General features: G+C 69.1%; 22 protein-coding genes. 9 read left to right on the plus strand and 13 right to left on the minus strand.

Features of this window, described 5'->3' with window-relative positions:
- Positions 1 to 6 precede the first annotated feature (6 nt).
- The 4 genes from gcvP to LPB260_RS09840 form a co-directional block, all read right to left on the minus strand.
- On the minus strand, positions 7 to 2862 hold the full coding sequence (gene gcvP / locus LPB260_RS09825) for an aminomethyl-transferring glycine dehydrogenase (RefSeq protein ID WP_208708539.1): 2856 nt from the start codon (positions 2860 to 2862) through the stop codon (positions 7 to 9).
- A gap of 10 nt (positions 2863 to 2872) precedes the next feature.
- Complete coding sequence (gene gcvH, locus LPB260_RS09830; RefSeq protein ID WP_208708540.1) at positions 2873 to 3256, minus strand: glycine cleavage system protein GcvH; 384 nt, start codon at positions 3254 to 3256, stop codon at positions 2873 to 2875.
- Between the two features lie 357 nt (positions 3257 to 3613).
- Positions 3614 to 5020: an FAD-binding oxidoreductase gene (locus LPB260_RS09835; protein ID WP_208708541.1), complete on the minus strand. Its 1407-nt coding sequence runs from the start codon at positions 5018 to 5020 to the stop codon at positions 3614 to 3616.
- Positions 5021 to 5058: 38 nt separating this feature from the next.
- On the minus strand, positions 5059 to 5862 hold the full coding sequence (locus tag LPB260_RS09840) for a SirB1 family protein (RefSeq protein WP_208708542.1): 804 nt from the start codon (positions 5860 to 5862) through the stop codon (positions 5059 to 5061).
- 173 nt (positions 5863 to 6035) lie between these two features.
- Here LPB260_RS09840 and LPB260_RS09845 point away from each other — a divergent pair, with 173 nt between their 5' ends.
- From LPB260_RS09845 to LPB260_RS09860, 4 genes are all read left to right on the plus strand, one after another.
- Positions 6036 to 7058: a Glu/Leu/Phe/Val dehydrogenase dimerization domain-containing protein gene (locus tag LPB260_RS09845; protein ID WP_208708543.1), complete on the plus strand. Its 1023-nt coding sequence runs from the start codon at positions 6036 to 6038 to the stop codon at positions 7056 to 7058.
- A 124-nt stretch (positions 7059 to 7182) separates the two neighbouring features.
- Positions 7183 to 8274 (plus strand): pyruvate dehydrogenase (acetyl-transferring) E1 component subunit alpha, encoded by a 1092-nt coding sequence (gene pdhA / locus LPB260_RS09850; RefSeq protein WP_208708544.1) that lies wholly within the window; start codon positions 7183 to 7185, stop codon positions 8272 to 8274.
- Positions 8267 to 9253, plus strand: coding sequence for an alpha-ketoacid dehydrogenase subunit beta (locus tag LPB260_RS09855; RefSeq protein ID WP_208708545.1), 987 nt, complete (start codon positions 8267 to 8269; stop codon positions 9251 to 9253). Before pdhA ends, LPB260_RS09855 begins: the two co-directional genes overlap by 8 nt.
- Before the next feature lie 436 nt (positions 9254 to 9689).
- Entirely contained in the window at positions 9690 to 10796 is a 1107-nt protein-coding gene (locus LPB260_RS09860) for a dihydrolipoamide acetyltransferase family protein (protein WP_208708546.1), read from the plus strand.
- 18 nt (positions 10797 to 10814) lie between these two features.
- On the opposite strand, the gene LPB260_RS09865 is transcribed toward LPB260_RS09860, so the two are convergent.
- Positions 10815 to 11639, minus strand: a complete 825-nt coding sequence (locus tag LPB260_RS09865) for a cytochrome b5-like heme/steroid binding domain-containing protein (protein WP_208708547.1) — start codon at positions 11637 to 11639, stop codon at positions 10815 to 10817.
- Positions 11636 to 12934 (minus strand): ferric reductase-like transmembrane domain-containing protein, encoded by a 1299-nt coding sequence (locus LPB260_RS09870; protein ID WP_208708548.1) that lies wholly within the window; start codon positions 12932 to 12934, stop codon positions 11636 to 11638. Before LPB260_RS09870 ends, LPB260_RS09865 begins: the two co-directional genes overlap by 4 nt.
- Positions 12935 to 13220: 286 nt before the next feature.
- Between LPB260_RS09870 and LPB260_RS09875 the strand changes: the two genes are divergently transcribed.
- Positions 13221 to 13841 carry a DUF1326 domain-containing protein gene (locus LPB260_RS09875; protein ID WP_208708549.1) on the plus strand — a complete coding sequence of 207 codons (621 nt, stop codon included), beginning with the start codon at positions 13221 to 13223 and terminating at the stop codon, positions 13839 to 13841.
- Positions 13842 to 13878: 37 nt separating this feature from the next.
- Here LPB260_RS09875 and LPB260_RS09880 read toward each other — a convergent pair whose 3' ends face one another.
- From LPB260_RS09880 to LPB260_RS09895, 4 genes are all read right to left on the minus strand, one after another.
- Positions 13879 to 15822, minus strand: coding sequence for a DEAD/DEAH box helicase (locus tag LPB260_RS09880; protein ID WP_208708550.1), 1944 nt, complete (start codon positions 15820 to 15822; stop codon positions 13879 to 13881).
- Between the two features lie 143 nt (positions 15823 to 15965).
- Positions 15966 to 16919, minus strand: a complete 954-nt coding sequence (gene cysD, locus LPB260_RS09885; RefSeq protein ID WP_208708551.1) for a sulfate adenylyltransferase subunit CysD — start codon at positions 16917 to 16919, stop codon at positions 15966 to 15968.
- 7 nt (positions 16920 to 16926) lie between these two features.
- On the minus strand, positions 16927 to 17733 hold the full coding sequence (locus LPB260_RS09890; RefSeq protein WP_208708552.1) for a DUF6671 family protein: 807 nt from the start codon (positions 17731 to 17733) through the stop codon (positions 16927 to 16929).
- A 10-nt stretch (positions 17734 to 17743) separates the two neighbouring features.
- A complete protein-coding gene (locus LPB260_RS09895) occupies positions 17744 to 19183 on the minus strand; it encodes an NADP-dependent isocitrate dehydrogenase (protein WP_208708553.1) in 1440 nt (479 codons plus the stop codon).
- Positions 19184 to 19279: 96 nt separating this feature from the next.
- Here LPB260_RS09895 and LPB260_RS09900 point away from each other — a divergent pair, with 96 nt between their 5' ends.
- Both LPB260_RS09900 and LPB260_RS09905 read left to right on the plus strand, forming a co-directional pair.
- Complete coding sequence (locus LPB260_RS09900; RefSeq protein WP_208708554.1) at positions 19280 to 20194, plus strand: LysR family transcriptional regulator; 915 nt, start codon at positions 19280 to 19282, stop codon at positions 20192 to 20194.
- Between the two features lie 96 nt (positions 20195 to 20290).
- The gene (locus LPB260_RS09905) at positions 20291 to 21241 is read left to right on the plus strand and encodes a class I SAM-dependent methyltransferase (protein WP_208708555.1); all 951 of its coding nucleotides are present in this window, start codon (positions 20291 to 20293) and stop codon (positions 21239 to 21241) included.
- A 22-nt stretch (positions 21242 to 21263) separates the two neighbouring features.
- Here LPB260_RS09905 and LPB260_RS09910 read toward each other — a convergent pair whose 3' ends face one another.
- The 3 genes from LPB260_RS09910 to LPB260_RS09920 all read right to left on the minus strand — a co-directional run bounded on the left by LPB260_RS09910 (position 21264) and on the right by LPB260_RS09920 (position 23714).
- The gene (locus LPB260_RS09910; RefSeq protein WP_208708556.1) at positions 21264 to 22397 is read right to left on the minus strand and encodes an aminotransferase class V-fold PLP-dependent enzyme; all 1134 of its coding nucleotides are present in this window, start codon (positions 22395 to 22397) and stop codon (positions 21264 to 21266) included.
- Positions 22398 to 22487: 90 nt separating this feature from the next.
- Entirely contained in the window at positions 22488 to 22751 is a 264-nt protein-coding gene (locus LPB260_RS09915; protein ID WP_208708557.1) for a YebG family protein, read from the minus strand.
- Between the two features lie 144 nt (positions 22752 to 22895).
- The gene (locus LPB260_RS09920) at positions 22896 to 23714 is read right to left on the minus strand and encodes an ABC transporter substrate-binding protein (RefSeq protein ID WP_208708558.1); all 819 of its coding nucleotides are present in this window, start codon (positions 23712 to 23714) and stop codon (positions 22896 to 22898) included.
- A gap of 194 nt (positions 23715 to 23908) precedes the next feature.
- Here LPB260_RS09920 and LPB260_RS09925 point away from each other — a divergent pair, with 194 nt between their 5' ends.
- Positions 23909 to 25417, plus strand: coding sequence for a sensor histidine kinase (locus LPB260_RS09925; protein ID WP_208708559.1), 1509 nt, complete (start codon positions 23909 to 23911; stop codon positions 25415 to 25417).
- Positions 25414 to 26976 (plus strand): response regulator, encoded by a 1563-nt coding sequence (locus LPB260_RS09930; protein WP_208708560.1) that lies wholly within the window; start codon positions 25414 to 25416, stop codon positions 26974 to 26976. The genes LPB260_RS09925 and LPB260_RS09930 overlap by 4 nt, the downstream gene beginning before the upstream one ends.
- Positions 26977 to 26985 lie beyond the last annotated feature (9 nt).

Consider the following 26985-nt stretch of genomic DNA (forward strand, 5'->3'; position numbering starts at 1 on the left):
TGCTGCTTAGGCGTCCTGGTAGGCCTCGATCGATGGGCAGGCGCAGATCAGGTTGCGGTCGCCGAACACGTTGTCGACCCGGCCGACCGGCGGCCAGTACTTGCCGTCCACCAGGGAGGCGAGCGGGTAGACCGCCTGCTCGCGGCTGTAGCCGTGGGTCCACTCGCCGACCAGCTCCAGGGCGGTGTGCGGCGCGTTCTTCAGCGGGTTGTCCTCGGCGTCCAGGTCACCACGCTCGACCGCGCGGATTTCCTCGCGGATGGCGATCATGGCGTCGCAGAAACGATCCAGTTCTTCCTTGGACTCGCTCTCGGTCGGCTCGATCATCAGCGTGCCGGCCACCGGGAAGGACATGGTCGGGGCGTGGAAGCCGAAGTCGATCAGGCGCTTGGCCACGTCGTCGACGCTGATGCCGCTGCTTTCCTTGAGCGGGCGGATGTCGAGGATGCACTCGTGGGCCACCAGGCCGCCTTCGCCGCTGTACAGCACCGGGTAGTGCTCTTCCAGGCGACGGGCGATGTAGTTGGCGTTGAGGATGGCCATCTGCGAGGCGCGCTTGAGGCCTTCGCCGCCCATCATGGTGATGTACATCCAGGTGATCGGCAGGATGCTGGCGCTGCCGAACGGCGCCGCGCTGACCGCGCCTTCCTTGCGCGCCATCTTGTCGTGGCCCGGCAGGAAGGGGATCAGGTGCGACTTGACGCCGATCGGGCCGACGCCCGGACCGCCACCGCCGTGGGGGATGCAGAAGGTCTTGTGCAGGTTCAGGTGCGAGACGTCGCCGCCGAACTGGCCCGGGGCGCAGAGGCCGACCATGGCGTTCATGTTGGCGCCGTCGATGTACACCTGGCCGCCGTTATCGTGAACGATCTGGCAGATCTCGCGGATGCCTTCCTCGAACACGCCGTGGGTCGACGGGTAGGTGATCATCAGCGCGGCCAGGCGGTGCTGGTGCTCCTGGGCCTTGGCGCGCAGGTCGTCGATGTCGACGTTGCCGCGGGCGTCGCAGGCGGTCACCACCACGCGCATGCCGGCCATGCTGGCGGTGGCCGGGTTGGTGCCGTGGGCGGACTGCGGGATCAGGCAGATGTCGCGCTGCTCCTCGCCGCGGCTGCGGTGGTAGGCGCGGATCGCCAGCAGGCCGGCGTACTCGCCCTGGGAGCCGGCGTTCGGCTGCAGGGACACGCCGTCATAGCCGGTGGCGGCGCACAGCATGGCCTCCAGCTCGTCGGTCAGCTGCTGGTAACCCTGGCTCTGCTCGGCCGGGGCGAAGGGGTGCAGGTTGCCGAACTCCGGCCAGGTGACCGGGATCATCTCGCTGGCGGCGTTGAGCTTCATGGTGCAGGAGCCCAGCGGGATCATGCTGCGGTCCAGGGCCAGGTCCTTGTCGGCCAGCTTGCGCAGGTAGCGCATCAGCTCGGTTTCGCTGTGGTAGCGGTTGAACACTTCGTGCTGCAGGATCGCCGACTGGCGCAGCAGGGCCTGGGGCAGGCGGGCGGCAGTGGCGGCGGCCAGCTCGGCGAAGTCCGGGAGGTTCTGGCCCGGCTCGGCGAAGACTTCCCACAGGCGCTCGACGGCGGCCTGGTCGGTGGTCTCGTCCAGCGACAGGCCGAGGCGCTCGGCGTCGATCTCGCGCAGGTTGATGCCCATCTCGCGGGCCTGCTGGTGCAGCTGCGCGGTGCGCGCACCGGTGGCCAGGGTCAGGGTATCGAAGAAGCTCTCCTGCTCGGCGGCCAGGCCCAGCTTGGCCAGGCCCGCGGCGAGGATGGCGGTCAGCTGGTGCACGCGCTGGGCGATGGCGGTCAGGCCCTGGGGACCGTGGTACACGGCGTACATGCTGGCGATGTTGGCCAGCAGCACCTGGGCGGTGCAGATGTTGCTGGTGGCCTTCTCGCGGCGGATGTGCTGCTCGCGGGTCTGCATGGCCAGGCGCAGGGCCGGCTTGCCGAAACGGTCGACCGAGACGCCGACCAGGCGGCCGGGCATGTCGCGCTTGAAGGTGTCGCGGGTGGCGAAGTAGGCGGCATGCGGGCCGCCGAAGCCCAGCGGCACACCGAAGCGCTGGGCGCTGCCGATGGCCACGTCGGCGCCGAACTCGCCCGGGGCGCTGAGCAGGGTCAGGGCCAGCAGGTCGGCGGCCACGGCGACCAGCGCCTTGGCCTCGTGGAAGCGCTCGACCAGCTCGCGGTAGTCGAAGATGTCGCCGTTGCTGGTCGGGTACTGCAGCAGGGCGCCGAAGTAGGCGCTGGCGTCGGCGATTTCGCGCTCGTCACCGACCACCACTTCGATGCCCAGGGGCTCGGCACGGGTGCGCAGCACGTCGAGGGTCTGCGGGTGGCAATGCTGCGAGGCGAAGAAGGCGTTGCTGGCCTTGTTCTTCGACAGGCGCTTGCAGAAGGTCATGGCCTCGGCGGCGGCGGTGGCTTCGTCCAGCAGCGAGGCGTTGGCGATCGGCAGGCCGGTGAGGTCGCTGATCAGGGTCTGGAAGTTCAGCAGCGCTTCCAGGCGGCCCTGGGAGATTTCCGGCTGGTAGGGGGTGTAGGCGGTGTACCAGGCCGGGTTCTCCAGCAGGTTGCGCAGGATCGGGCTCGGCGTGTGGGTGCCGTAGTAGCCCTGACCGATGTAGGTCTTGAACTGCAGGTTCTTGGCGGCGATGGCCTTGATCTTGGCCAGGGCGTCGGCCTCGCTCAGGCCCGGGGTCTGGCCGAGCACGCTGGTGCCCTTGATGGTCTCCGGGATGACGCTGGCGATCAGCGCCTCGACGGAGTCGAAGCCCAGGGTGGCGAGCATGGCGGCGGTGTCGGCGTCACGCGGGCCGATATGCCGGGCGATGAATTCGTTCTGGGTAGTGAGTTCAGACATGGCGCGGCCCTCAGGCTTCGTCGTTGGCTTTGAGCAGACGCTGGTAGGCGTCCTGGTCGAGCAGGGCGGCGACAGCGCTGGCATCGGTGGGGCGGAAGCGGAAGAACCAGCCCTTGTTCAGCGGGTCTTCGTTGACCAGCTCCGGGCTGCCTTCCAGCTCAGCGTTGACTTCGACGATTTCACCGTCCAGCGGCATGGCGATGTTGCTGGCGGCCTTCACCGACTCCAGCACGGCCACTTCGTCGCCCTGGGCATAACCCTGCGCTTCCGGCAGCTGCACGAACACCACGTCACCCAGGGCTTCCTGGGCATAGGCGGTGATGCCAACGGTAACCAGGCCATCGGCATCCTGACGCAGCCATTCGTGATCGACGGTAAAACGCAATTCGCTCATGTGAACTCCTCAAGTGGGCGGGTTCGCCCGTTTCTGCTGCGGGCGTGATCGGGGCGCTCGTGCCGGGCAGCGAGCCATCTGGCAGAAGACTAAGCAAGGGTAGTGCCATTGATAAAAAAATCAATAAAATCAATAAGTTAACGTTCGGCATATGAAGTGGTGTGCCGATGTTCTGTATTGAAATCAATACGGCTGGGATAGGTGCGAGCCGAATCGACGGGCAGGAGCCGCTGATGTCGCGGTTTGGCAGGTGTGCGTCGCTTTTGTGTCGATTTCGTTACGACGTATCGAAATCGATACGGTCGGACTGCCTTGCCCTACGACTGTCCGCGCCAGGGTGGCGCACCCGGCGCCCGATCAGCCCATCAGGCGTTCCATGAAGTCCGCCAGCCGGGCCGCCAGGGTGCGGCGCCAGGCCGGGCTGCGCGGATTCGCCAGCACCCGGTCCTCGTGGCGGAAACTGTTGGCGATGGCGTTGTAGCCGAGCCAGCGCCAGGGCTCCGGCTCCCAGGCGCGCAGGCTGGTCAGCGGCCGCCCGGCGAGCACCCAGGGTTGTTCGGTCAGGGGGCTGGCGCGGCCGAGCATGAGGTCGGCCAGGGTGCGCCCGGCCAGGTTGCTGGCGCCCACGCCCTCGCCGCCATAGCCGCCGGCCAGGGCGATGCGGCTTTGTCGGTCGAGCAGCATGTGCGGCTGGAAGCGCCTGGCCATGCCGAGGTTGCCGCCCCAGGCATGGCTGATCTCGACATTGCGCAGCTGCGGGAACAGCTCGCCGAGCAGTTCGCGGCGCAGGCCGATTTCCCCGTCATCGAGGGCGAAGTCCTGGCGCAGCCGACCGCCGAAGCGGTAGCCGCCGCGGGCGCCGAACACCAGGCGGTCGTCGGCGCTGCGCTGGCCGTAGGTGACCTGGCGGCTGAACTCGGCGAAGGCCTGGCCGCGGTCCAGGCCGATCTCCTGCCACAGCGCGCGCGGCAGGGGCGCGGTGGCCACCATCAGGCTCTGCACCGGCAGCTGATAGCGGCCCAGAGGCGGCAGTTCGGCGGCATAGCCCTCCACGGCCGGCACTATCCAGTCGGCCTGCAGCTCGCCCTGGGCGGTGCGCAGCAGGCCCGGCTGCCAGTGGCTGACCCGGCTCTGCTCGAACAGCCGTACCCCCAGGCGCTCGACCGCCAGGGCCAGGCCACGGACCAGCCTGGCCGGCTGGAGGGTGGCGCAGTGCGGGCTGTAGATGGCGCCGAGCGCGCCGTTGAGGCGCAGCTGCCGGTTCAGCTCGGCCGGCGTCAGCCAGCGGTAGTCGGCCTCGCCCAGGCCCAGGCGAAGCAGTGCGTCGAGCCAGGTGCGCAGGCGCCCGGCCTGCTCCGGATAGCGCGCCGCGCAGTGCAGCACACCGCCCTTGCGGTAGTCGCAGGCGATGCCCTCGCGCTGCAGCACCGTCGCCACCTCGTCGGGAATGCCGTGCAGCAGCTCGAAGGCCGCGTGGCGGCGCTCGGTCGGCAGGTCGCCGAGCAGGCGTTCCTCGCCCAGCAGGCCGCCCAGCAGCCAGCCACCGTTGCGCCCCGAGGCGCCGAAGCCGGCGTACTCGGCCTCAAGCAGGGCGATGCGCAGCGTGGGCGCCTGGCGCTTGAGGTAGTAGGCGGTCCAGAGGCCCGTGTAGCCGGCGCCGATGATCGCCACGTCGACTTCCAGGCTGCCGGCCAGCGCCGCACGGGTCGGCGCGGGCGGGTCGGCTTGCTCCATCCACAGGCTGATCGGCGGCCGGGCCGGCATCGCGGGCTCCTTCTCGTGCGTCACCCGGCGCGGCGGCGTCAGTGCAGCGCCGGGCTGGCGCTTAGCCGACGCAGGCGCTCGCCGAGCTGCAGGCGCTGGGCCGGCTCATCGCACAGCAGCAGGGCGCGCTGCAGGTCGAAGCGTTCGGCCTGGGGGCAGTCCAGCTGGTGGTAGAGGTCGGCGCGGGCCAGGTGGTCGGCGACGCTCGGCGGGCCCAGTTGCAGCACCCGCTCGGCATCCTTGAGGGCGGCCAGCGGGTCGTCGTTGAGTTGATGCAGCTGGCGCAGGTTACGCGACAGGCGCTGCAGCATGGCCCCGGCGTCGCAGCCCAGCAGGTGCGCGGCCGTCAGTTCGGCGTGGCCGCCGAGCTGACGCAGCAGCAGCTCGCGGCAATCGCGGGTGTACAGGCGCCGCCCGCCGCAGGGGTCGAGCAGGTGGTCGGCCCCCGGCACGCGCAACAGAAAGCGTCCGGGGAAGTTCACCCCCTGCAGGGGGATCTCCAGGCGCCGGGCCAGCTCCAGGGCGATCAGCGCCAGCGACAGCGGCTGGCCGCGGCGCTGGCGCAGCACCAGGTGCAGCAGGGCGCCCCGCGGTTGTGGCGGGCTGGCGTCGTCCTCGTGGAAGTCCAGCTCGTTGAGGCGGCGCAGCAGCGGCTGCGCCAGTTCCCGGGCGGGCAGGTCGGGCAGGCCGTTGGCCACCAGCTGCTGCAAGGAGTGCAGCTCGCGCAGCAGCAGCTGCGGCTGCAGCGCCGGGTCGTGCTCGGCGGCAATCCACAGCGCCGCCTCGAACAGGGCGGGCGGCTCACGGTCCAGGCAGGCAAGGCAGGATTGGCGGGGGCTCATGGTCACCTCGGCGAATCACTGGTTTGTAGCCGGCCAGGACGCTGGCGTCCAGTCTTGTGTCGGCTTGCCCCGGCGCCTGCGGAGGGCCTGCCTATACTGGCGATAACGACGATGCTCGGCGGAGCGGCAAGCGGATCGAGCGCCGCGCCGTCGCGAGCCCAAGGAGCCACAGCATGTTCGCCATGATGGAAGCCTCGCGGCTGGAGGAACTGCACCTCGCCCAGGACCCGGCAACCGGGCTCAAGGCGGTGATCGCCATCCACAGCACCCGCCTGGGTCCGGCCCTCGGCGGTTGCCGCTACCTGCCCTACCCCGACGAGCAGAGCGCCATTCGCGACGCCATCGGCCTGGCCAGGAGCATGAGTTACAAGGCGGCGCTGGCGGGCCTGGAGCAGGGCGGCGGCAAGTCGGTGCTCATCCGCCCGGCCCATGTGGCGAATCGCGGCGCGCTGTTCGAGGCCTTCGGCCGCATGATCGAGAGCCTGGGTGGGCGCTACATCACCGCCGTGGACAGCGGCACCTCCAGCGCCGACATGGACTGCATCGCCCAGCACACCAATCACGTCACCAGCACCACCCGCGGCGGCGACCCCTCGCCGCACACGGCCATGGGCGTGTTCGCCGGGATTCGCGCCACCGCCCTGGCCCGCCTGGGCAGCGACGACCTGACGGGCCTGCGCGTGGCCATCCAGGGCCTCGGCCACGTCGGCTATGCCCTGGCCGAGCAGCTGCACGCGGTCGGCGCCGAGTTGCTGGTCAGCGACCTGGACCCCGGCCGGGTGCAGCTGGCGGTCGAGCAGCTGGGCGCCCAGGCGGTGCCCAGCGAGTCCCTGCTCGCCACGCCCTGCGACATCCTCGCGCCCTGCGGCCTGGGCGGCATCCTCGACGCCGAGACGGTTCAGCAGCTGCGCTGCTCCGCGGTGGCGGGGGCGGCGAACACCCAGCTGGCCAGTGCGGAGGTCGCCGACACCCTGCAGGACCGCGGCATCCTCTATGCGCCGGACTACGTGATCAATTCCGGCGGGCTGATCTACGTGGCGCTGCAGCACCGTGGCGCGAGCCTGGCCACCATTACCGCGCACCTGACCAAGATCAGCGAGCGCCTGACGGAAATCTACGCCCACGCCGAGACCGAGAATCGCTCGCCGGCGCGGGTCGCCGACAGCCTGGCCGAGCGCCTGCTGTACGGCCGCTGAGGGGGCGCGCCGAGCGCCCTGCGACAGAGCGGGATGCCCGCCTACCGGCGGTGCCCCGGGTCAGCCCGCCGCCACGAGCGGCGGGTGCCGCTCAACCACCTACCAGGTGCCGAGGAGGTTTCGCATGCCTGAGAGTCTGAAACTGCCCTACACCCGTTACCTCGATCCGCATGGCGGCCTGGTCGGCGCGCTGCCGGATTGGGCCGACGACTTCGACCTGCTGATCCGCCTGTACCGGCAGATGGTGCTGACCCGCCTGTTCGACCAGAAGGCCGTGGCCCTGCAGCGCACCGGGCGCATCGGCACCTACGCGCCGACCGTCGGTCAGGAGGCCATCGGCGTGGCCATCGGCGCGCGGATGCGCCCCGAGGACGTGCTGGTGCCCTATTACCGCGACACCGCGGCGCAGGTCATGCGCGGGGTGAAGATGGAGGAAATCCTCCTCTACTGGGGCGGCGACGAGCGCGGCAGTGCCTACGTCGATCCGGCCGTGGGGCAGGATTTCCCGCTGTGCGTGCCGATCGCCACCCAGGCCCTGCATGCCTGCGGGGTGGCCACGGCGATGAAGATCCGTGGCGAGCACCGGGTGGCGGTGACCACCTGCGGCGATGGTGCCACCAGCAAGGGCGACTTCCTCGAGGCGCTGAACGTCGCCGGCGCCTGGCAGTTGCCGGTGGTGTTCGTGGTCAACAACAACCAGTGGGCCATCTCGGTGCCGCGACGCATCCAGTGCGGCGCCCCGACCCTGGCGCAGAAGGCCATCGGCGCGGGCTTTCACGGCGAGCAGGTGGACGGCAACGATATCCTCGCCGTCTACGACCGCATGGGCAGCGCCCTGGAGCGCGCCCGCCAGGGCAAGGGGCCGGTGCTGCTGGAGTGCCTCAGCTACCGCCTGGGCGACCACACCACCGCCGACGACGCCAGCCGCTATCGCCCGGCCGCCGAGGTCAAGCAGGCCTGGCAGGAGGAGCCGATCAAGCGCCTGCAGAGCTACCTGGCGGCCCAGGGGGTGTGGGACGAGAAGCGCGAGCAGGAACTGGTCGGCGAGTGCCAGGGCCTGGTGCAGCGGGCCGTGGAAGCCTTCGAGGCGGCCGGCGAGCAGCCCGTCGACAGCGTCTTCGACTACGTCTACGCGCAGTGGCCGGCGGCCCTGGCCGAACAGCGCGAGACGCTCAGGGAGCGGGCCGCGCGCCGCGAGGAGAAGCGCCATGAGTGAGCAGAAGCTGAGCCTGCTGGAGGCGGTCAACCTGGCCCTGCACCGGGCCATGGCCGAGGACGAGAATGTCGTGGTCCTCGGCGAGGACATCGGCGTCAACGGCGGCGTGTTCCGCGCCACCCTCGGCCTGCGCGAGGCCTTCGGCTTCAAGCGGGTGATCGATACGCCACTGGCCGAGACCATGATCGCCGGCCTGGCGGTCGGCATGGCCGCCCAGGGCCTCAAGCCGGTGATGGAAATCCAGTTCATGGGCTTCATCTACCCGGCCCTGGACCACCTGGTGTCCCACGCCAGCCGCCTGCGCAACCGCACCCGCGGCCGCCTGACCTGCCCCATGGTGCTGCGCACGCCGATGGGCGCCGGCATCCGCGCCCCGGAGCACCACAGCGAGAGCACCGAGGCGATGTTCGCCCAGGTGCCCGGCCTGCGCGTGGTCATGCCCTCGTCGCCGGCGCGGGCCTATGGCCTGCTGCTGGCGGCCATCGACGACCCCGACCCGGTGATCTTCCTCGAGCCGACCCGGTTGTACCGGATGAACCCCCAGGTGCTGGTCGACGACGGCAAGCGCCTGCCGCTCGATAGCTGCTTCACCCTGCGCGAGGGCAGCGACCTGACCCTGATCAGCTGGGGCGCCAGTGTGCACGAGACGCTGCAGGCCGCCAGCCAGCTGGCCGAGCAGGGCATCGCCGCCGAGGTGATCGACGTCGCCTGCGTCAAGCCGCTGGACCTCGACACCCTCGAGGCCTCGGTGCGCAAGACCGGGCGCTGCGTGATCGTCCACGAGGCGCCGAAGAGCTGCGCGGTCGGCGCGGAGATCGCCGCCAGCCTCTACGAGCGGGCCCTGCTCGACCTGCAGGCGCCAATCCAGCGGGTCACCGCGCCGGACATTCCACCGCCGCTGTACCGCCTGGAGCAACTCTACATTCCGGGTGTCGAGGACATACTCGCCGCCTGCGAGACGGTACTGAACTACGCCTGAGACGCCGCCGCGCCGATGCGCCCTCATGCACGGCGCATCCTCCGTAGGGTGCGCCCCGCGCACCGGCAACACTGGCGGTACGACGGTGCGCGCAGCGCACCCTACCCAGGCAAACCGTAGGGTGCGCCGTGCGCACCGGCAGCACCACCGCAGGACGACGGTGCGCGTAGCGCACCCTACCCCGGCAAACCGTAGGGTGCGCCGTGCGCACCGGCAGCACCACCGCAGGACGACGGTGCGCGTAGCGCACCCTACTCAGGCAAACCGTAGGGTGCGCCGTGCGCACCGGCAGCACCACCGCGGGACGACGGTGCGCAGAGCGCACCCTACTCAGGCAAACCGTAGGGTGCGCCGTGCGCACCGGCAGCCCCACCGCGGGACGATGGTGCGCAGAGCGCACCCTACGCGGGCACAAGGCCAACGAGGAGATGCAACGATGAAATACTTCAAGCTGCCCGACCTGGGCGAAGGCCTGCAGGAAGCCGAGATCGTCGAGTGGCACGTCAAGGCCGGCGACACGGTGAAGACCGACCAGCTGCTGGTCTCGGTGGAAACCGCCAAGGCCATCGTCGACATCCCCGCGCCCTACGATGGTGTGGTGCACAAGACCTTCGGCGCCGAGGGCGACATCCTGCATGTCGGCGAGCCGCTGTTGGCCTACGAGGGCGAGGCCGACTCCGGCACCGTGGTCGGCCGCTTGGAGGGCGGCGGTGAGGCCCAGGCCGACAGCTTCTTCGTCGGCGCCGCGCCCTCGACCCGCGAGCACCTGGCGCCGCGCGCCACCCCGGCGGTGCGCCAGCTGGCGCGCCAGCTGGGCGTCGACCTGGGCAGCCTGAGCGGCACCGGCAGCGACGGCCTGATCACTCGCGCCGACGTCGAGGCCGCCACCCAGACCGCCCGCGACAAGTTCGGCGGCGAGAAGCTGCGCGGCGTGCGGCGCAGCATGGCGATCAACATGGCCCGCTCCCACGCCGAGGTGGTGCCGGTGGTCATAGTCGGCGACGCCGACCTGCATCGCTGGAAGCAGGCCCGCGACCCGCTGGTGCGTCTGGCCCAGGCCATCGCCGCGGCCTGCGCGGTGGAACCGGTGCTCAACAGCTGGTTCGACGGCAAGAACCTGTCGATCAAGCAGCACGAGCAGCTCGACCTGGGCATCGCCGTGGACAGCCCCGAGGGCCTGTTCGTGCCGGTGCTGCGCAACGTCGGCGCGCGCAGCGCCGAGGACCTGCGCGAAGGGGCGACGCGCCTGCGCGCGGACGTCAAGGCGCGCTCCATCCCGCCCCAGGAAATGATGGGCGCGACCCTCACCCTGTCCAACTTCGGCACCCTGTTCGGCCGCTACGCCAACCCCATCGTGGTGCCGCCGCAGGTGGCGATCATCGGCGCCGGCGGCATCCGCGACGAGCCGGTGGCGGTGGACGGCAAGGTGGTGGTGCACCCGATCCTGCCGCTGTCGCTGACCTTCGACCATCGCGCGGTCACCGGCGGCGAGGCGGCGCGCTTCCTCAAGGCGCTGGTGCAGGCGCTGGAGGCGCCTGAATAGGCGCCTGCGGCCAGGCGGTCAGCGCCACTGGTAGACCCCGCGATTCAAGGCATCGCGCACGGCGGAAATGATCTTTGCGCCGCGCAGGGTGGCGCCGGTCAGGCCATCGTAGTCCTGTACCACCTGGGCCGGCTCATAGAGATCGAAGACCCTTTCCAGGGGCTGGCCTTCCAGGTGGGCGATGGCCTGGCGGTATTGTTGCAGCACCGGGTAGAGCGCCTCCTGCTCGGCCAGTTTCAGATAATCGATACCGGCATAGGCGAGGTAGCGCAGCTCGATGTCGTGCAGCCGATGGTCGCGCAGGTGGAACTGCAGGCTCACCTGCATCTCGCCGCGGTCGGAGAAGTGGCCGCGGTAGATGCCGTCGAGGTAGCTACCCGGCGCCAGGCCGAGCAATACCTTGGCAGAAGGCCGCGACGAGGCGGCATTGGCCGGCGGAATGGCGGCTCCGGTGGCGGCGGTGGGCATGGCCTGCTCCGGCGCCAGGCGGCCGATCAGCAGCGGCTGCAAGAGCCGCGAGGCGCTGGCGCTGTGGGGCTGGCCCGGGCGCTTGTTGTGCCAGGCCTGGCTGGCATCCTTACCGCACCAGGAAAGTGTCTGTTGCGGGTCGCCAGGATGTTCGGCGAGGTAGCGGGTGACGTCGTACACCAGGCCGTCGATGGCCTTCCAACAACTGTCGCGGTGGTCATGCCGGGCCAGTTCGTCCGGAGCGATCAATCGCGGCGTGTCGGCCGCGACGGCATGCTGCGGCGCGCCGGTTCCGAGCAGATGGGCCGCCAGCAGGGTCAGCACGGCGCTGACGAAGGCGACGAGGGCGGTGTAGGCGGTTTTGTTGAGGTTCATAGGAATTCGAATGCCTCCGTGTGGATCAGCTTGGGGTCGGCTCCGGTCGCGCGCAGCAGCGCCTGGACATGCCGGAGCATGGCCGGCGGCCCGCAGATGTAGATCTCGCGCTCACGAAAGTCGGGGCAGTGCGCCTGCAGGAAGGCCTCGCTGAGGGGGCCGCAGTCGAAAAAGTAATGGGTGGTGACGCTCAGCCGCGGCTGGTGGGCCGCGATGGCCTGCAGTTCCTTGAGGTAATAGGCCCGTTCGGCTCGGTCAGCCAGGTACAGCAGGCTGACGTGGCCGGCCGCCCCGGAAGGACCGGCCAGGGCGCGTGCGGCGCTGACGAAGGGCGCGATCCCGATGCCGCCACCCAGCCACAGCTGAGCGCGTGCCGGTGCCCGGCGCTCGAACAGCTGGCCATAGGGGCCCTCGACCTGCACTTGGCTGCCCAGGGGCAGCTCATGCAGGGCGCGGCTGGCATCGCCCAAGGCCTTGATGCCCAGCGTTAGCTCGGCAGCGCCCGGCGCCGAGCTGATGGTGAACGGATGCTCCTCCCCGCAGCCGGCGCTGAGTGATGGCTCCCGGGGGGTGAGGTAGACGAACTGCCCGGCCTGGTGAGCGATGCCGGCACCGCTCGGCCGCAGGCTGATCTCCATGACGTCCGGGGCGAGGCGGGTCAGTGCCGTTACCCGGTAGTTCTGGCGGGCGAAGGTCGGCGCCAGCAGTTTGCGCCAGGCGATCGCCGCCCAGGCGAGCAGGATCAGCAGCCAGACTCCAGGGTTGTCCGGGCTGAGGGGCAGGGCGTGCAGCAGGGCCAGCAGCAAGGTGAGCGCAGACAGCAGGTGCAGGCGCTTCCAGCGCTGATAGTGAAAGCGTTCGGACAGTTGGAAGGTTGGCGCAAGGAACACCACCATCACGGCCAGGGCCAGCCAGCCGACCCAGATCAGGTAGGCCGAGAGTGGCGGGAAGAGCACTTTGGTGGCAGCTGTCGGCGACTCCGGCAAGGCGGCAAAGCCGAGCAGCAGGGCGTGGCCGAGGATCAGGATGAAGGCGATGAAACCCAGGCGCCGGTGCAGCCGCCAAAGGCGCGGCAAACCGCCGAGCCAGCGGTCCAGTCGTGGCAAGCGAATGCACATGGCAGCCGTCACCAGCAGGCTGCACAACCCGGCCACGCCAGCCAGGAGGCCCGCCAAACCCAGCCAGCGCGCGGCGCCCTCGCCAGGCATGGCCCACAGTCGCGGCCAGGCCAGCAAGAGCGGCAGCAGGAGCAGCGCAGCGAGCACCAGGTCGCAGTACTTCAACTTTCCAGGCATCAGGCCTCCTGGGCGAGCCGGCCCATGGCGAGGCATGGGCCACTGATTGCCCAGCTCGGCAATCATCTCCGTTGCAAGCATGGTCGAAAACCCGGGTAGCGCCAGCCGGCTTAGCGCCCGCCCAAGCGCCTGGCGCGAGCACTGCGGCGACAGCGGGACCTCCTATACTGAAATCGGGATTGTGGTTGCTCTGTCAGCGGGGGGCAGTTGTTCAGTCAACGTATCGGCGTTGGCGGGCAGGTGATTGGACGGTTTTGCCAAGGCTGCGTGCAGCCGAGGAGGCCAGATGACTCGCTGGAGCTTCGAGGCGGACTACTTCACCGCCTGCAACTGCGACTGGGGTTGCCCGTGCAACTTCAACGCGCGACCGAGCGAAGGGCGCTGCATGGGCTGGGGCGCCTGGAGCATCCTCACTGGCCAGTTCGCCGAGCTCAAGCTCGATGGCCTGCGCTTCGCCCTCTATTACAAGTTTCCCGGGCTGGTCGAGGAGGGCCAGGGCAGTGCCTGCCTGTACCTCGACAGCCGCGCCGACACCGAGCAGCGCCAGGCCCTGCAGGCCATCGGCAGCGGCCAGGCCGGCGGCGGCATCTTCGAGCTGTTCGGCACGCAGCTGGTCAGCCAGTGGTTGCCGACCAAGGTGGCGCCGATCGACTTCGAGTTCGCCGGCGGCCAGGGCCGGGTGAGCATCGAGGGCTTCGCCGAGGCCGAGAGCGAATTGCTCAGCTACCCCGACGGCAGCGTCATCGAACCCTGGGTCGACCTGCCCCACGGCATCGAATACAAACGCGGCCTGATGACCAACGCCAAGCGCTGGTGGTGGCGCGACGAGCAACTGCTGGCGAGCTACGCCAACAAGTACGGTGCAGTGGCGCGGGTCCGGTTCAGCGAGCAGGGCTGCGTCGGTTGAGGGCTTTGCGGATCTGGACGGGTCATCTGGGCCTGCCTCAGCCCTTGCCCCGCCTCGCCAGCAGTTCGCTCGCGCCCCGGGGCTTGCGGGTGAACCACAGCACGCGGCTGACGCCGCGGGTGATGGCGACATAGGCCAGGCGCAGGCTTTCGTCCTGCATGGCCTGGTCGTAGCTGTTGCGGAAGAACCCCGACTGGGCGTAGAGGGCGTTGCGCAGCGGGTGCTTTTCCGGCGGCGCGCAGTCGTCGACGATGACGGCGACCTCGGCCTGCAGGCCCTTGGCGCGGTGGATGGTGTAGGCCTTGACCGGCAGCTTGCGCTCCAGCTGGGCCTGGATGGCCTGCAGGGGTTGGTTGCGCCGGCTCAGGACCAGCACGGCGGTGCGTTCGCGGCTTGGGCGTGCGGCAGCATGCCGGCACTGCGCCTCGATTTCCTTGATCAGCTCCGGCAGGCGCGCCTTGAGGTCGAAGCCCGTTACCAGCCTGACGCCGTGATCGCCCGGCTGCGCGGCCTTGAACGCCTGGCTGCGCTTGGCCTGATTGAATTCCACCCCTGCCAGCACCGCCTCGCCGTCGCGGATCACCGGCTCGATGGAGCGGTAGTTGGTTTCCAGCATGAGCACGGTGCTGTGCTTCGAGCGGCCGCGGCCAGGGAAATGCCTGTCGAAGTCCATGAACAGTTCGGGCGAGCTGCCGCGCCAGCCGTAGATCGACTGCCAGTCGTCGCCGATCGCCATCAGGCTGACCGCCTGTTTCTGGCGCTGCAGGGCGCGGTGCAGGGCCTGCAGCCACTGCACGATCTGCGGCGAGATGTCCTGGAACTCATCGATCAGCAGGTGCTGGAAGGGCGCCAGGGCCTGGGCCGGGACGTCGGCCGCGCCAGCGGCGAGGCTGTCGGTGAGGCGCTGGAAGGCGCCGTTGAAGGTCATCAGGCCCTGGGCCTGCAGGCTGGCCTGGAAGCAGCGCCAGAACGGGATCAGGGCCTCGACGAAGGTGCGCTCGCCGGCCGCGCCGGACAGCTCCGCCGGCTGCAGCCGCTCGATGCGCAGGCCGATGCTTTCGATGAACCCGGCCTGGGCATGGAAGGCCTCGTACAAGGGCGCCGGGGTGAGCTCGCCAGCCAGCTTGAAGCCGTCCAGGGGCGCCTTGGCGGCCGCCTGGCGCTGGCCTGCGTCGGCGGGCGGCGGCAACCCCAGCAGGCTGTGCACCCGCTGGCGAAACTGCGGGTCCTGGTCGTAGCAATCCTGATACGCCTGCTTGAGCAGGCGCGCCTGGGCCGGGCGCAGCCGCGCACCGGTCAACGGGTTGTCCGGCTCGCCGCCCGCCTTGTCGTCCAGCTGTTCGAACCAGGCCGGCTGGTCGAGCACTTCCCGGGCCAGGGCGGCCATCGCCGAGTGGAAGGTGCGCACCGTTTGCCGGGCCATGGCGGCGTCGAAGGGGAGCTGCCAGAACGCCAGGATCCGCAGCAACTGCTCGCGCAGCTCGGCGCAGGAGGCGTTGGTGAAGGAGATCACCGTCAGCCGGCCGGGCTCGATTCCCAGGTGACAGAGCATGAACACCACGCGCAGCACCAGGGTGGTGGACTTGCCCGAGCCGGCGCCGGCGAAGATGCGCGTGGCCGGCGCGCGGCAGAGGATCATCGCCCACTGCTCCTCGGAAGGCGGGCTGATCACCCTCGCGGCCACGGCGGCGGCGACCCGCTCGCGCATCGCTTGAGCCTGCGCATCCGCGACCGGCAGCGGGGCGGGGCCGTAGATGCCGGGGCTGGCCTGCTGGGTGGCCTTGTTCGGGCCGGGCGCCTTTTTCCGGGGAGTGCTCGGCTTCCTGGCACTGGCGGCGCCGGGCCTGCTCGAGCGCCGGGCGGGAGGCGGTTCGACCAGGCCGGCCTCACGCTCGGCGCGCAGGTAGGCGGTGGTGCGTGGGAAATAGCGTGCCAGCGCCCCGGAGAGCAACAGCTTGTAGCGGGCGACGGCAGCCAGCATTCGATGAGGTTCCCTTGGTTAATAGGTATCTCATTGAATGATATGTGTTTTCTGCATGCGCCTGGCAGCTGTCGGGTTGTTTGCGCCGCGCCGGGGTAGGCGCGGCCGGTTCCGGGTGCTTAGCGGCGCCAGTTGGCGGCGAGCTAGAAGTAGCCTTCGATCTTCTTCTTCTCCATCGAGCCTTCCTGATCGTGGTCGATGATCCGCCCCTGGCGCTCCGAGGTGGTGCAGGTGAGCATTTCCTGAATGATCTGCGGCAGTTCGCGGGCGGTGGAGGCCACCGCGCCGGTCAGCGGGTAGCAGCCGAGGGTGCGGAAGCGCACCCAGCGCGGCTGGACGCTGGCGCGCTGCTGCGCCGTCAGGTGCGGCAGGATGCGCTCGTCGTCGATGCAGATCAGGGTGCCCTGGTGGTCGACCACCGGCCGCTCGGCCGCGCGGTACAGGTCGACGATCTCGATCTGCTCCAGGTGGATGTACTGCCAGATGTCCAGCTCGGTCCAGTTCGACAGGGGGAACACGCGCAGGCTCTCGCCGGGGCCGACCCTGCCGTTGTACAGGTTCCACAGCTCCGGGCGCTGCTGCTTGGGGTCCCAGCGATGCTTGGCGTCGCGGAACGAGAACACCCGCTCCTTGGCCCGCGACTTCTCCTCGTCGCGGCGGGCGCCGCCGAAGCAGGCGTCGAAGCGATAGCGATCCAGGGCCTGCTTGAGCGCCTCGGTCTTCATGATGTCGGTGTACTTGGCCGAGCCGGCGGAGAAGGGCGTGATACCCGCGCTCACTCCGTCGGGGTTGATGTGCACCAGCATCTCCAGGCCCAGCTTGGCGGCCAGGCGGTCGCGAAACGCGCCCATCTCCTGGAACTCCCAGCCGGTGTCCACATGCAGCAGCGGGAAGGGCACCGGGGCGGGGTAGAAGGCCTTGCGCGCCAGGTGCAGGAGCACCGTGGAGTCCTTGCCGATCGAGTAGAACAGGCAGGGATTCTGCCGCTCCGCCACCACCTCGCGGAGAATGTGCATGGCCTCGGCCTCGAGGGCGCGCAGGTGGGTCAGCTGTGGTGCGCCGGCGGGCACCGTTGGCGAATGAATGATGGCGTTCATGGCAGCCTCATGGGTTGCACAGCTGGCAATCGGCTGGGTCGGCCCAGCCCTGGATTTCGCGGCTTTCGCCATGGCTGCAGGCCGGGCACAGCCAGTGCTCGCGCGTCGCCCTCCGGGTCGGATAGTCGCAGGCGCGGCAGCGTTGGCCGGAGTCGATGCGGGCCAGGGCGAAGCCCGGCGCCGTGCATTGCGGGCAACGGCAGCTGAGGCGCTCGGCCAGTCGCCCCGCGGCGCTGCGGATCACCCGCTGGCGGCTCGGGTTGAGGTGCGCGCGCATGTCGCTTTCCAGCCAGAGCTCGCCTTGTGCGGCGAGTATCGCAGCGGCCTGCTGCAGGGCGCTGGCCACGCGCAGGCCCTTGCTGAACCAGGGCTCGCCGCTGCGCCCGAGGATCAGCCCGTGCTCGGGGAAGCCGATCTGGCTGGCGAACTGCTCCACCTCGTCCAGGCGGGTGACCAGGCGCTGCGCATAATTGGTGTCGCTCGAACCCTGGCTGGCGTAGACCGGGTAGCCGCGCTCGCGGTCCCACCAGCACAGCAGCTCGCTGTCCCAGGGCAGGCAGCCGAGATACGGGTCGCGGCCGAAGCTGCCCTCGCTGCCCAGGCCGAAGCGTGTGCCGGCGCGCTCGGCGGCCATGCGGGCCTTGGCCAGGGCGGTTTCCTGGGCACTGCCGGGGCGCTCGACTTCGCGGCTGAAGGTGCCGAAGCGGTCGGTGTCGTAGTCGCCGACCGTCAGCACCTGGTAGCCGCAGGCGGCCAGGGGCTCGGCCACCAGCGGCGCCTTGCCGTGGCAGGTCAGGAAGGCCAGTGTCTGCATGTTGTTCCCCTCAGCCGTGGACCGCGGCGTAACCGGGTGCGCCGTCGAAGTTGTAGAGGTTCTCGGTCTTGATCGGCTCGAAGCCGGCCATGTACAGGCGGGTTTGCAGTGACAGCAGCTCGCCGAAGTCGAGGGTATCGCCTGAGTCCGCGAGGAAGCGGCAGCGCCAGTGGTCGACGCAGGAGGTCTCGGGGAAGCCCTTGGGCCACACCTTGACCCCGCGGTTGGTGATCACCGACAGCGGCAGGCCGGGGATGCCAAGGGACTTGAGGCGCTGGCCGAGGGCATCGGGGTCCCGGCCCTTGTGGTGCAGGAAGATGTCCACGCCCACCAGCTGTTTGCGCGCGGCCGGGCGCTCGGCCAGCGGTTTCAGGGCGATGCGGCTGTCGTCGGGGTAATCCACGGCCTTGAGGCGTTCGGGGCGCTGGCCGAGGCGGGCGATGATGGCCTCGGCGAACTCGCGGGTGCCGAGTTTCTGCCGGCTGTGCTCGGCATCGAAGATGTCGTAGGTGTGCAGGCCCTCTTCCAGGGTGCGCAGCCAGGCGTTGTGGATGCGCGTGGCCACCTCGCCCTGGCCGATGTGCAGGAGCATGAGGATGGCGCCTTGCAAGAGGCCCGAGGGGTTGGCCAGGTTCTGCCCGGCGCGCCGCGGCGCCGAACCGTGGATGGCCTCGAACATCGCGCACTGCTGGCCGATATTGGCCGAGCCGGCCATGCCGACGCTGCCGGCGATCTGCGCGGCGACATCGGAGAGGATGTCGCCGTAGAGGTTGGGCATGACGATGACGTCGAACAGCTCCGGCGTGTCGGCCAGCTTGGCCGCGCCGATGTCGACGATCCAGCAGTCCTGCTCCAGCTCCGGGTAGTCGCGGCCGATCTCATCGAAGACCTGGTGGAACAGGCCGTCGGTGAGCTTCATGATGTTGTCCTTGACGAAGCAGCTGACCTTGCGCCGGCCATGCTGGCGGGCGTATTCGAAGGCGTAGCGGACGATGCGTTCACAGCCCGGGCGCGAGATCAGCTTGAGGCACTGGTAGACCTCGTCGCTCTGGCGGTGCTCGATGCCGGCGTAGAGGTCTTCCTCGTTCTCGCGGACGATCACCAGGTCCATGCTCGGGTGGCGGGTCGCGACGAAGGGCGCGTAGGCCACGCAGGGGCGCACGTTGGCGAACAGGCCGAGGGCCTTGCGGGTGGTGACGTTGAGGCTCTTGTAGCCACCGCCCTGGGGGGTGGTGATCGGCGCCTTGAGAAACACCCGGGTGCGTCGCAGCGAGTCCCAGGCCTCGGGGGCGATGCCCGCGCTCTCGCCGCGCAGGTAGACGGCCTCGCCGACCTCGATCACCTCGGGCGCTATCGCCGCGCCGGCGGCCTCGAGGATCTGCAGGGTGGCCTGCATGATTTCCGGGCCGATGCCGTCGCCGTAGGCCACGGTAATGGGCGTCTTGTACATGGGAACCTCGTCGTTTCGGGTGGGCGAGGCTATTCTCGGAAGAATTCTTCATTGTTGATAATCGATTTAACTGCAAACAAGCATCGCGGATAAGCAATGGAAAGACTGCGTTTTCACACTCGCCAGACCACCTTCCGCCAGCTGGAGATATTCCGCGAGGTGGCCGAGCGCCTGAGCGTTACCGAGGCCGCCCATGCGTTGCACCTGGCCCAGTCGTCGGTGTCCAGCCAGTTGGGCAAGCTGCAGCAGGCCCTGGGCCTGAGCCTGTTCGAGCAGATCGGCAAGCGCCTGTACCTGACCGATGCCGGACGCGAGGTGCTGCACAGTACCCGCGAGCTGTTCGATGCCCTCGACCGCCTGGAGATGCGCCTCGGTCAGTTGCATGGCCTGACCGCCGGCCAGTTGCGCCTGGGCGTGGTGACCACCGCCAAGTACCTGGTGCCGCGCCTGCTCGGCCCGTTCTGCCAGGCGCACCCGGATGTCGAGGTGCAGTTCAACGTCGCCAACCGCTCCGAGGTGATCCGGCGCCTGCAGGACAACCTTGATGACCTCTACGTGTTCAGCCAGCCGCCCGAGCACCTGGATATCCAGGCCACGCCCCTGGCGGACAACCCGTTGGTGGTGATCGCCCCGGCCCGCCACCCGCTGGCCGAGCGTCGCAACCTGCGCTGGGAGTACCTGGCCGACCAGCGTTTCATCAGCCGCGAGGCCGGCTCCGGAACCCGGCGCGCCATCGAGGAGCATTTCGCCCGCTGCGGCTGGACCCTCAAGCCGCACATGACCATCGAAAGCAACGAGGCGATCAAGGAGTCGGTGGCCGCCGGCCTGGGCATTGCGATCCTGTCACGCCATACCCTGGTGCATACGGCGCCGGGCAATCTGGTGGAGTTGGATGTGGAGCAGTTCCCGATCCCCAACCGCTGGTACCTGGTGCGCTGGCGCAGCAAGCCGCCATCGCCGGTGGCGCAGGCGTTCTCCCGCTTCGTGAGTTCGGGCGCTTCATTGCTGTAGGGCGGCGCCGGGTTCCGCCGCCGGATCGATGGATTGGCCGTCCGCGGGCGCTGACTGCGGTTAAAATCGCCGGCAACGCCCTAGTGAATGCGAGTCATGAATCCTGCCGCCCTCGACACCCTGCAGCAACACCTGCTCGACGCCTTGAATCCGCCGCCGGCCGAGGCACGCCGGTTCTTGCACGGACGCGGGCGACGCTGGCCGGGCCTGGAGCAGCTCACCGTCGACTGGTTGCAGGGGGTGCTGCTGGTGGCGCTGTTTCGCCAGCCGCAGGCGGACGAGCTGGCCGGACTGCGGCGGACGTTGCTGGCGCTGGCCGAGTCGACGGCCTGGCGTGCCAGCCAGGCCCAGGCGATTGTGCTGCAGCACCGCTACCTGCCGGACAGCCCCGGCGAGTGGTTGCTGGGCGAGCCCCGCGAGCAATGGCAGATCAGCGAAGGTGGCCTGCGTTTCCAGCTGGACCTGGGGCGAAAGCAGAACACCGGCCTGTTCCTCGACATGCGTTATGGCCGCCGCTGGGTGCGTGAGCATGCCCGGGGCAAGCGGGTGCTCAACCTGTTCGCCTACACCTGCGGCTTCTCGGTGGCGGCGCTCGCCGGTGGCGCCGAGCATGTGCTGAACCTGGACATGGCCAAGGCGGCGCTGAGCCGGGGGCGGGACAACCACCGGCTCAACCGGCACGACCTCGCCCGGGTCAGCTTCCTCGGCCATGACCTGTTCAAGTCCTGGGGCAAGGTGAGGAAGTCCGGGCCCTACGACCTGCTGATCATCGATCCGCCTTCCTTCCAGAAGGGCAGCTTCGTGCTGACCCAGGACTACCAGAAGGTGCTGCGGCGCCTGCCCGACCTGCTGGCGCCGCAGGCCATGGTGCTGGCCTGCCTCAACGATCCGGCCATCGGCGCGCAGTACCTGATCGAGGCGATGGCCAGCCAGGCGCCGGCGCTGCACTTCGTCGAGCGCCTGGACAATCCCCCCGAATTCGCCGATGTCGATCCGCAGGGCGGGCTCAAGGCGCTGGTGTTCAGCCTGGCTGCGCCGGCCAGCTGAGCGCCCCGCGGGTCTTTGCCGCTCAGTCGCTCAGCACCTGGTCCAGCGCCTGTTCCAGGGTGTCGACGGTGCGTTGGATATTGTTCAGCTTGTCCAGGCCGAACAGGCCGATGCGGAAGGTCTGGAAGTCGGCCGGCTCGTCGCATTGCAGGGGCACCCCGGCGGCGGTCTGCAGGCCATGGGCGGCGAACTTCCTGCCGCTCTTGATGCCCTCGTCGTCGGTGTAGCAGACCACCACGCCGGGCGCCTGGAAGCCCTCGGCGGCCACGCTCCTGAAGCCGCGGGCGCTCAGCAGGGTGCGCACCCGCTCGCCGAGTTGCAGCTGTTCGTCGCGCACCTTGGCGAAGCCGTAGGCCTGGGTTTCCAGCATCACCTCGCGAAAGCGCGCCAGGGCGTCGCAGGGCATGGTCGCGTGGTAGGCGTGGCCGCCCTGTTCGTAGGCCTGCATGATCTGCAGCCACTTCTTCAGGTCGCAGGCGAAGCTGCTGCTCTGGGTGGCCTCGACCCGCGCCAGGGCCCGTTCGCTGAGCATCACCAGGGCGCAGCAGGGCGAGCCGCTCCAGCCTTTCTGCGGGGCGCTGATCAGCACGTCGATGCCGCAGGCCTGCATGTCGACCCACAGGGTCCCGGAGGCGATGCAGTCGAGCACGAACAGGCCGCCGACCGCGTGCACGGCGTCGGCCACGGCGCGCAGGTAGTCATCCGGCAGGAGCATGCCGGAGGCGGTTTCCACATGGGGGGCGAACACCAGCTGCGGGCGCTCGGCGGCGATGCTCGCCAGCACTTCGTCGAGGGGCGCGGGGGCGAACGCGGCCTGGCGGCCAGGCTCGACAGGGCGGGCCTTGAGCACCGTGCAGGCGGCCGGGATGTTGCCCATCTCGAAGATCTGGCTCCAGCGGTAGCTGAACCAGCCGTTGCGGATGACCAGGCACTGCTGCCCGGTCGCCAGCTGGCGCGCCACCGCCTCCATGCCGAAGGTGCCGCTGCCCGGCACCACCGCCACGCCCTGGGCGTTGTAGACCTGCTTGAGGGTGCGCGAGATGTCGTTCATCACCTGCTGGAACGACTGCGACATGTGGTTGAGCGAGCGGTCGGTATAGACCACCGAATATTCGATCAGGCCGTCGGGATCGATACTGGGGAAGAGCTTCGACATGGGGGCTTCCTGCGGCAGAGACGTTGGTCTGGTGACCCTGCCGCAGTCCCGGGTAAATGACAAGCTTGTGCCAGTACCAGCCGCTGCGCGTTACTCGGCGCTGTCGTCCTGGCCCAGCTCGCTCAGGGCGTCGGGCTGGTTCTTGAAGGCCTTGGCGAAGATGTCACGGTTCTTCGCCATGTAGATGCCCAGTTCCTCGCCCTGTTGCTCGTTCAGCGAGGGCACGGCCTTCTGCAGCACCTCGGTGAGCAGCTCGGCCAGTTCGAGCATCTTGTCGTGACGGTCGGCTTCGGCCTTATCCATAAACAAACGCTCCAGATCTCGACTGCTGCGGTACACCACTTCGACGGCCATTCATCACCTCTACGCCTTCACGCTGATAGGGTTGCTGGAAACTGTTTATTTATACAGTGGTGGCGCAGTGTAATGCACTCGCGTCGGCCTGCAAAGCCCATGGCGCTCAAGGCGCCGACGCCGCGCCGGTGGGCGCACGGCGATTCAGTCGGTGTAGCGCTGGACGATCCGCTCGATCTCGTGCGACTTCTGCAGCTGCTGCAAGGCCGCGTTCAGCTGGCGGACGAAGTCCTGCTTGTAGGGGAAACGCCCGCCGCCGCGGGCGCTGAAGCCGACGTAGCTGTTTTCCATCGAGATGGTAGGGCCCTCGACTATCACCGTGGCGTCGCTGTCGGTCAACAGGCCTTCGCGGCGCATCTGCGTGAGTTCGGCGAGGATCGACAGGCGTTCGTTGAAGTAGCAGTCGATGCGCCGGTGCAGCAGCTTCTGCAGGTTGGCCCGGTTGCCCGGGGCGTCCTCGACCTCGATCTGCTCGAGGTCCACTGCCCGCCAGAAGGCCGGGTCCGCCGACAGGTAGCCCGGGTTGTTGCCGAAGCGCAGGCCCTGGTAGTCATCCGGCCAGCGCGGCCGCGGCGCCTCGGCGAACACCGCGTGGTGGCAGAACACCACCACCCGCTCCTGGAGGATCGGCTCCGAGTAGGGGTTGATCCACGGCCGCTCCTGGGGCCGGTAGTAGGGCGGCACCACCGCCAGCGCCCGACCGGACTCGATCTCGGTCATCGCCCGGCGCCAGGGCATGGGCTGGAACTCGAGGCGGTAGCCGCGCAGAAGCGGCGCGGCGGCGCGCAGCACATCGACATAGATGCCGGCGGCCCCACCTTCGGCTGTGCGGTAGGTGAAGGGCGGGTAGGCCTCGTCGACCAGCAGGGTCACCAGCGTATCGGCGCGCGGCGCCAGCGGCGTCAGCAGCATCAGCAGGCTCAGCAGCAGCGAGCCGGCTCGCCAGGGCTTGATGTCGTGCATCGGCGGATTCCCTCGGTGGTGGCCATGCGGCGGCGATAGGGGCGATCGGCTCGGCCGGGCATCGCCCCCGCGCGCCTCAGGCGCTCGGCCCCACCCCCTGTGGACTATGGTGATAGCTAAGGCTTGACCCCGTCCTTCTCGCGCTGCCGATTCCGGTGCCCGTTGACTACGCCTGGGATCGGCGGGGGTAGGTGATGAGAAACAGCATAGCTTTCCGCCTCAATGCCCTGTTCGTGGTGCTGGTCACTCTGCTGCTCGGCTGTTCCGGCGCGCTGGCCTACTGGAGCATGCGCAGCCAGTTGCTCGAGCAGTACCAGCGCACCCGCGACAGCGTGCAGCAGCGCCTGCAGACCAATCTGGTCAACCCATTGTGGAATTTCGACACCACCACCCTGCAGGAAAACCTGGCCGCCGAGCTGAAGCCCCCGGTGCTGGGCATCCTGGTGCAAAGCGAACACGGCGAGCAGGTGGCCGCCGTCGGTGTGCTGGAGCCGGCGCGCAGTCGTGCCGGCGACTACGAGCAGCTGAACTTTCCGGTGTACAACCGGGGGCGCAACGAGCAGCAGGTGCTCGGTCGGACGCAGGTGCTGCTGTCGCGCCAGGCCATGCACGACACCCTGAACGAACAGGTGTGGCGGCGCTTCCTGGAGATCCTCGCCCTGGACGTGCTGCTGGTCGCGGCGCTGTCGCTCAGCCTGCGCCTGCAGGTGCTCAAGCCCCTGGCCGGGCTGCGCGACGCACTCAACCAGGCGGCCGAGCACCGTGGCCCGCCCGAGTCGCTGGAGCTGCCGAGCACCCCTCTCGACGAGTTCGGCGAGGTGCTCGGCGGTTTCAAGCGCATCACCCGGCGCCTGGCCGAAGACCTGGACGCCAGGCGCCAGGCCGAGGGCGATATCCGCCGGGCCTACGAGGAATTGCAGCGCGCCCAGGCCACGCTGATCCAGGCGGAGAAGCTGGCGGCCCTGGGCGGCCTGGTCGCCGGGGTCGCCCACGAGATCAACACGCCCCTGGGCATCACCCTGACCGGCGCCAGCGTGCTGGCCGAGCAGACCCGCCGCTTCGACAGCCAGTTGCAGGCCGGACAGCTCAGGAAGTCCGATGTCGAGGGCTACCTGCGCACCGCCGCCGAGAGCGTCGAGCTGATCCTGGCCAATGCCAACCGCGCCGCCCATCTGGTGCACAGCTTCAAGCAGGTGGCGGTGGACCAGACCAGCGAGGCGCGGCGCGAGTTCAACCTCGCCCGCTACCTCGACGAGGTGGTCGAGAGCCTGCGGCCGACCTACAAGCGCCTGCCGATCGAGGTGAGCAACAGCTGCCCGGCGGACATCCAGCTGGACGGCTACCCCGGCGCCCTGGCCCAGGTGGTGACCAACCTGCTGGTCAATGCGGTGACCCATGCCTACCCCTCAGGCGCGGCCGGACGGGTCGAGCTCAGCGCCCGAACCGAGGGCGAGTGGGTGGTCCTGCGCTTCGAGGATGACGGCCAGGGCATCGCCGCCGAGCACCTGCCGCACATCTTCGAGCCCTTCTTCACCACCAAGCGGGGCGCCGGCGGCAGCGGTTTGGGCCTGCATGTGGTCTATAACATTGTGACCCAGCGCCTGGGCGGGCAGATCCAAGTGGCGAGCACGGTCGGCAGCGGCACCTGCTTCACCCTGCACATGCCACGCACAGCCCCGCACCCGGCGGAGGAGGCGACGTGAGCAACGAATATCCTGACGAGGCGGACGACTGGCTGCTCGACGACAGCGTCGAACCCGCCGCCGACAAACCGCTGGCGCCGTGGCGGCTGCTGATAGTCGACGATGAGCCGGACGTACACCGGGTCACCCAACTGGCGCTGCGCGGCATCGAATACAAGGGCCGCGGCCTGGAGTTGCTCAGTGCCCATTCCGGCGAAGAGGGCTTTGCCCTGCTGCGCGACCAGCCGGATATCGCCCTGACCCTGCTCGACGTGGTGATGGAGACCGATGACGCCGGCCTGCGCCTGGTCCGACGGGTGCGCGAGGAGCTGGACAACCAGCTGGTGCGCATCGTCCTGCGCACCGGCCAGCCGGGGCAGGCGCCGGAGCAGGAGGTGATAGTCGCCTACGACATCAACGACTACAAAGCCAAGACCGAGCTGACCCTGCAGAAGCTCTACACCACGGTGATTTCCTCCCTGCGCGCCTACGAGAGCCTGCTGGCCATCGAGCGCAGCCGCCAGGGCCTGAGCAAGATCCTCGAGGGCTCGGCCAACCTCTACCAGATGCACTCGCTGCGCGAGTTCGCCTCCGGCGTGCTGGCGCAGATCGGCGCCATCCTCGATGTCGGTACCCATGGCATCCTCTGCGTGCGCCGCGGCGCCGGCTCGGGATCGGTGGCCCTGCAGGTGCTCGGCGCCACCGGCAGCTTCTCGGACATGGCCCAGCACGACGAACTGGACGAGCAGCACCCGGCCTATCCGCTGATGCTGAAGGCGATCGAGACTCGCCAGAGCCTGTATGACTACCCCAACGAGGTGCTCTACATCCCGACCCAGACCCGCCACGAGTTCCTCCTCTACTTCACCCCGCCCTGGCCGCTGACCGCGGTCGACAAGGACCTGCTGGAGGTGTTCTGCAGCCGCATCGCCTCGGCCTTCGACAACCTGCACCATCACCTGCAGATGACCCGCGCCCAGGAGGCCACAGTGGTGGCCCTGGCCGATCTGGCCGAGTACCGCGACAGCGACACCGGCGACCACGTGCTGCGCGTCGAGCGCTGGACCGCGCGCACCGCCCAGCGCATGGCCGAGCGCGGCGACTACCTCGAGCTGCTGACGCCACGCTTCCTCGAGCTGGTCGGCATGGCCAGCATCCTGCACGACGTCGGCAAGGTCGCGACCCCTGACCTGGTGCTGTTCAAGCCCGGGGTTCATGACGATGAGCAACGCGAGGTGATGCGCCGCCACGCCAGCATCGGCGCGGCCATCCTGCAGCGTTCGGCGCGCATGGTGGAGGGCCAGAGCTACCTGTCGATCGGCGCCGAGATCGCCGGCGGCCACCACGAGCATTTCGATGGCAACGGTTATCCACAGGGGCTCCGGGGCGAGGAAATACCGCTGGCGGCGCGTATCGTCGCGGTGATCGACGTGTTCGATGCGCTGATGCATCGGCGGCCGTACAAGGAGCCCTGGTCGCTGTCCGCTTCCCTGGACTACATCCAGGAGCGCGCCGGCAAGCAGTTCGACCCCAAGGTGGTCGCGGCCTTCCTCGAGGTGGCCGCCGAAGAGTACTCCTAGGGCCGGGCC

This window comes from Pseudomonas sp. LPB0260 (genome assembly GCF_013388395.1).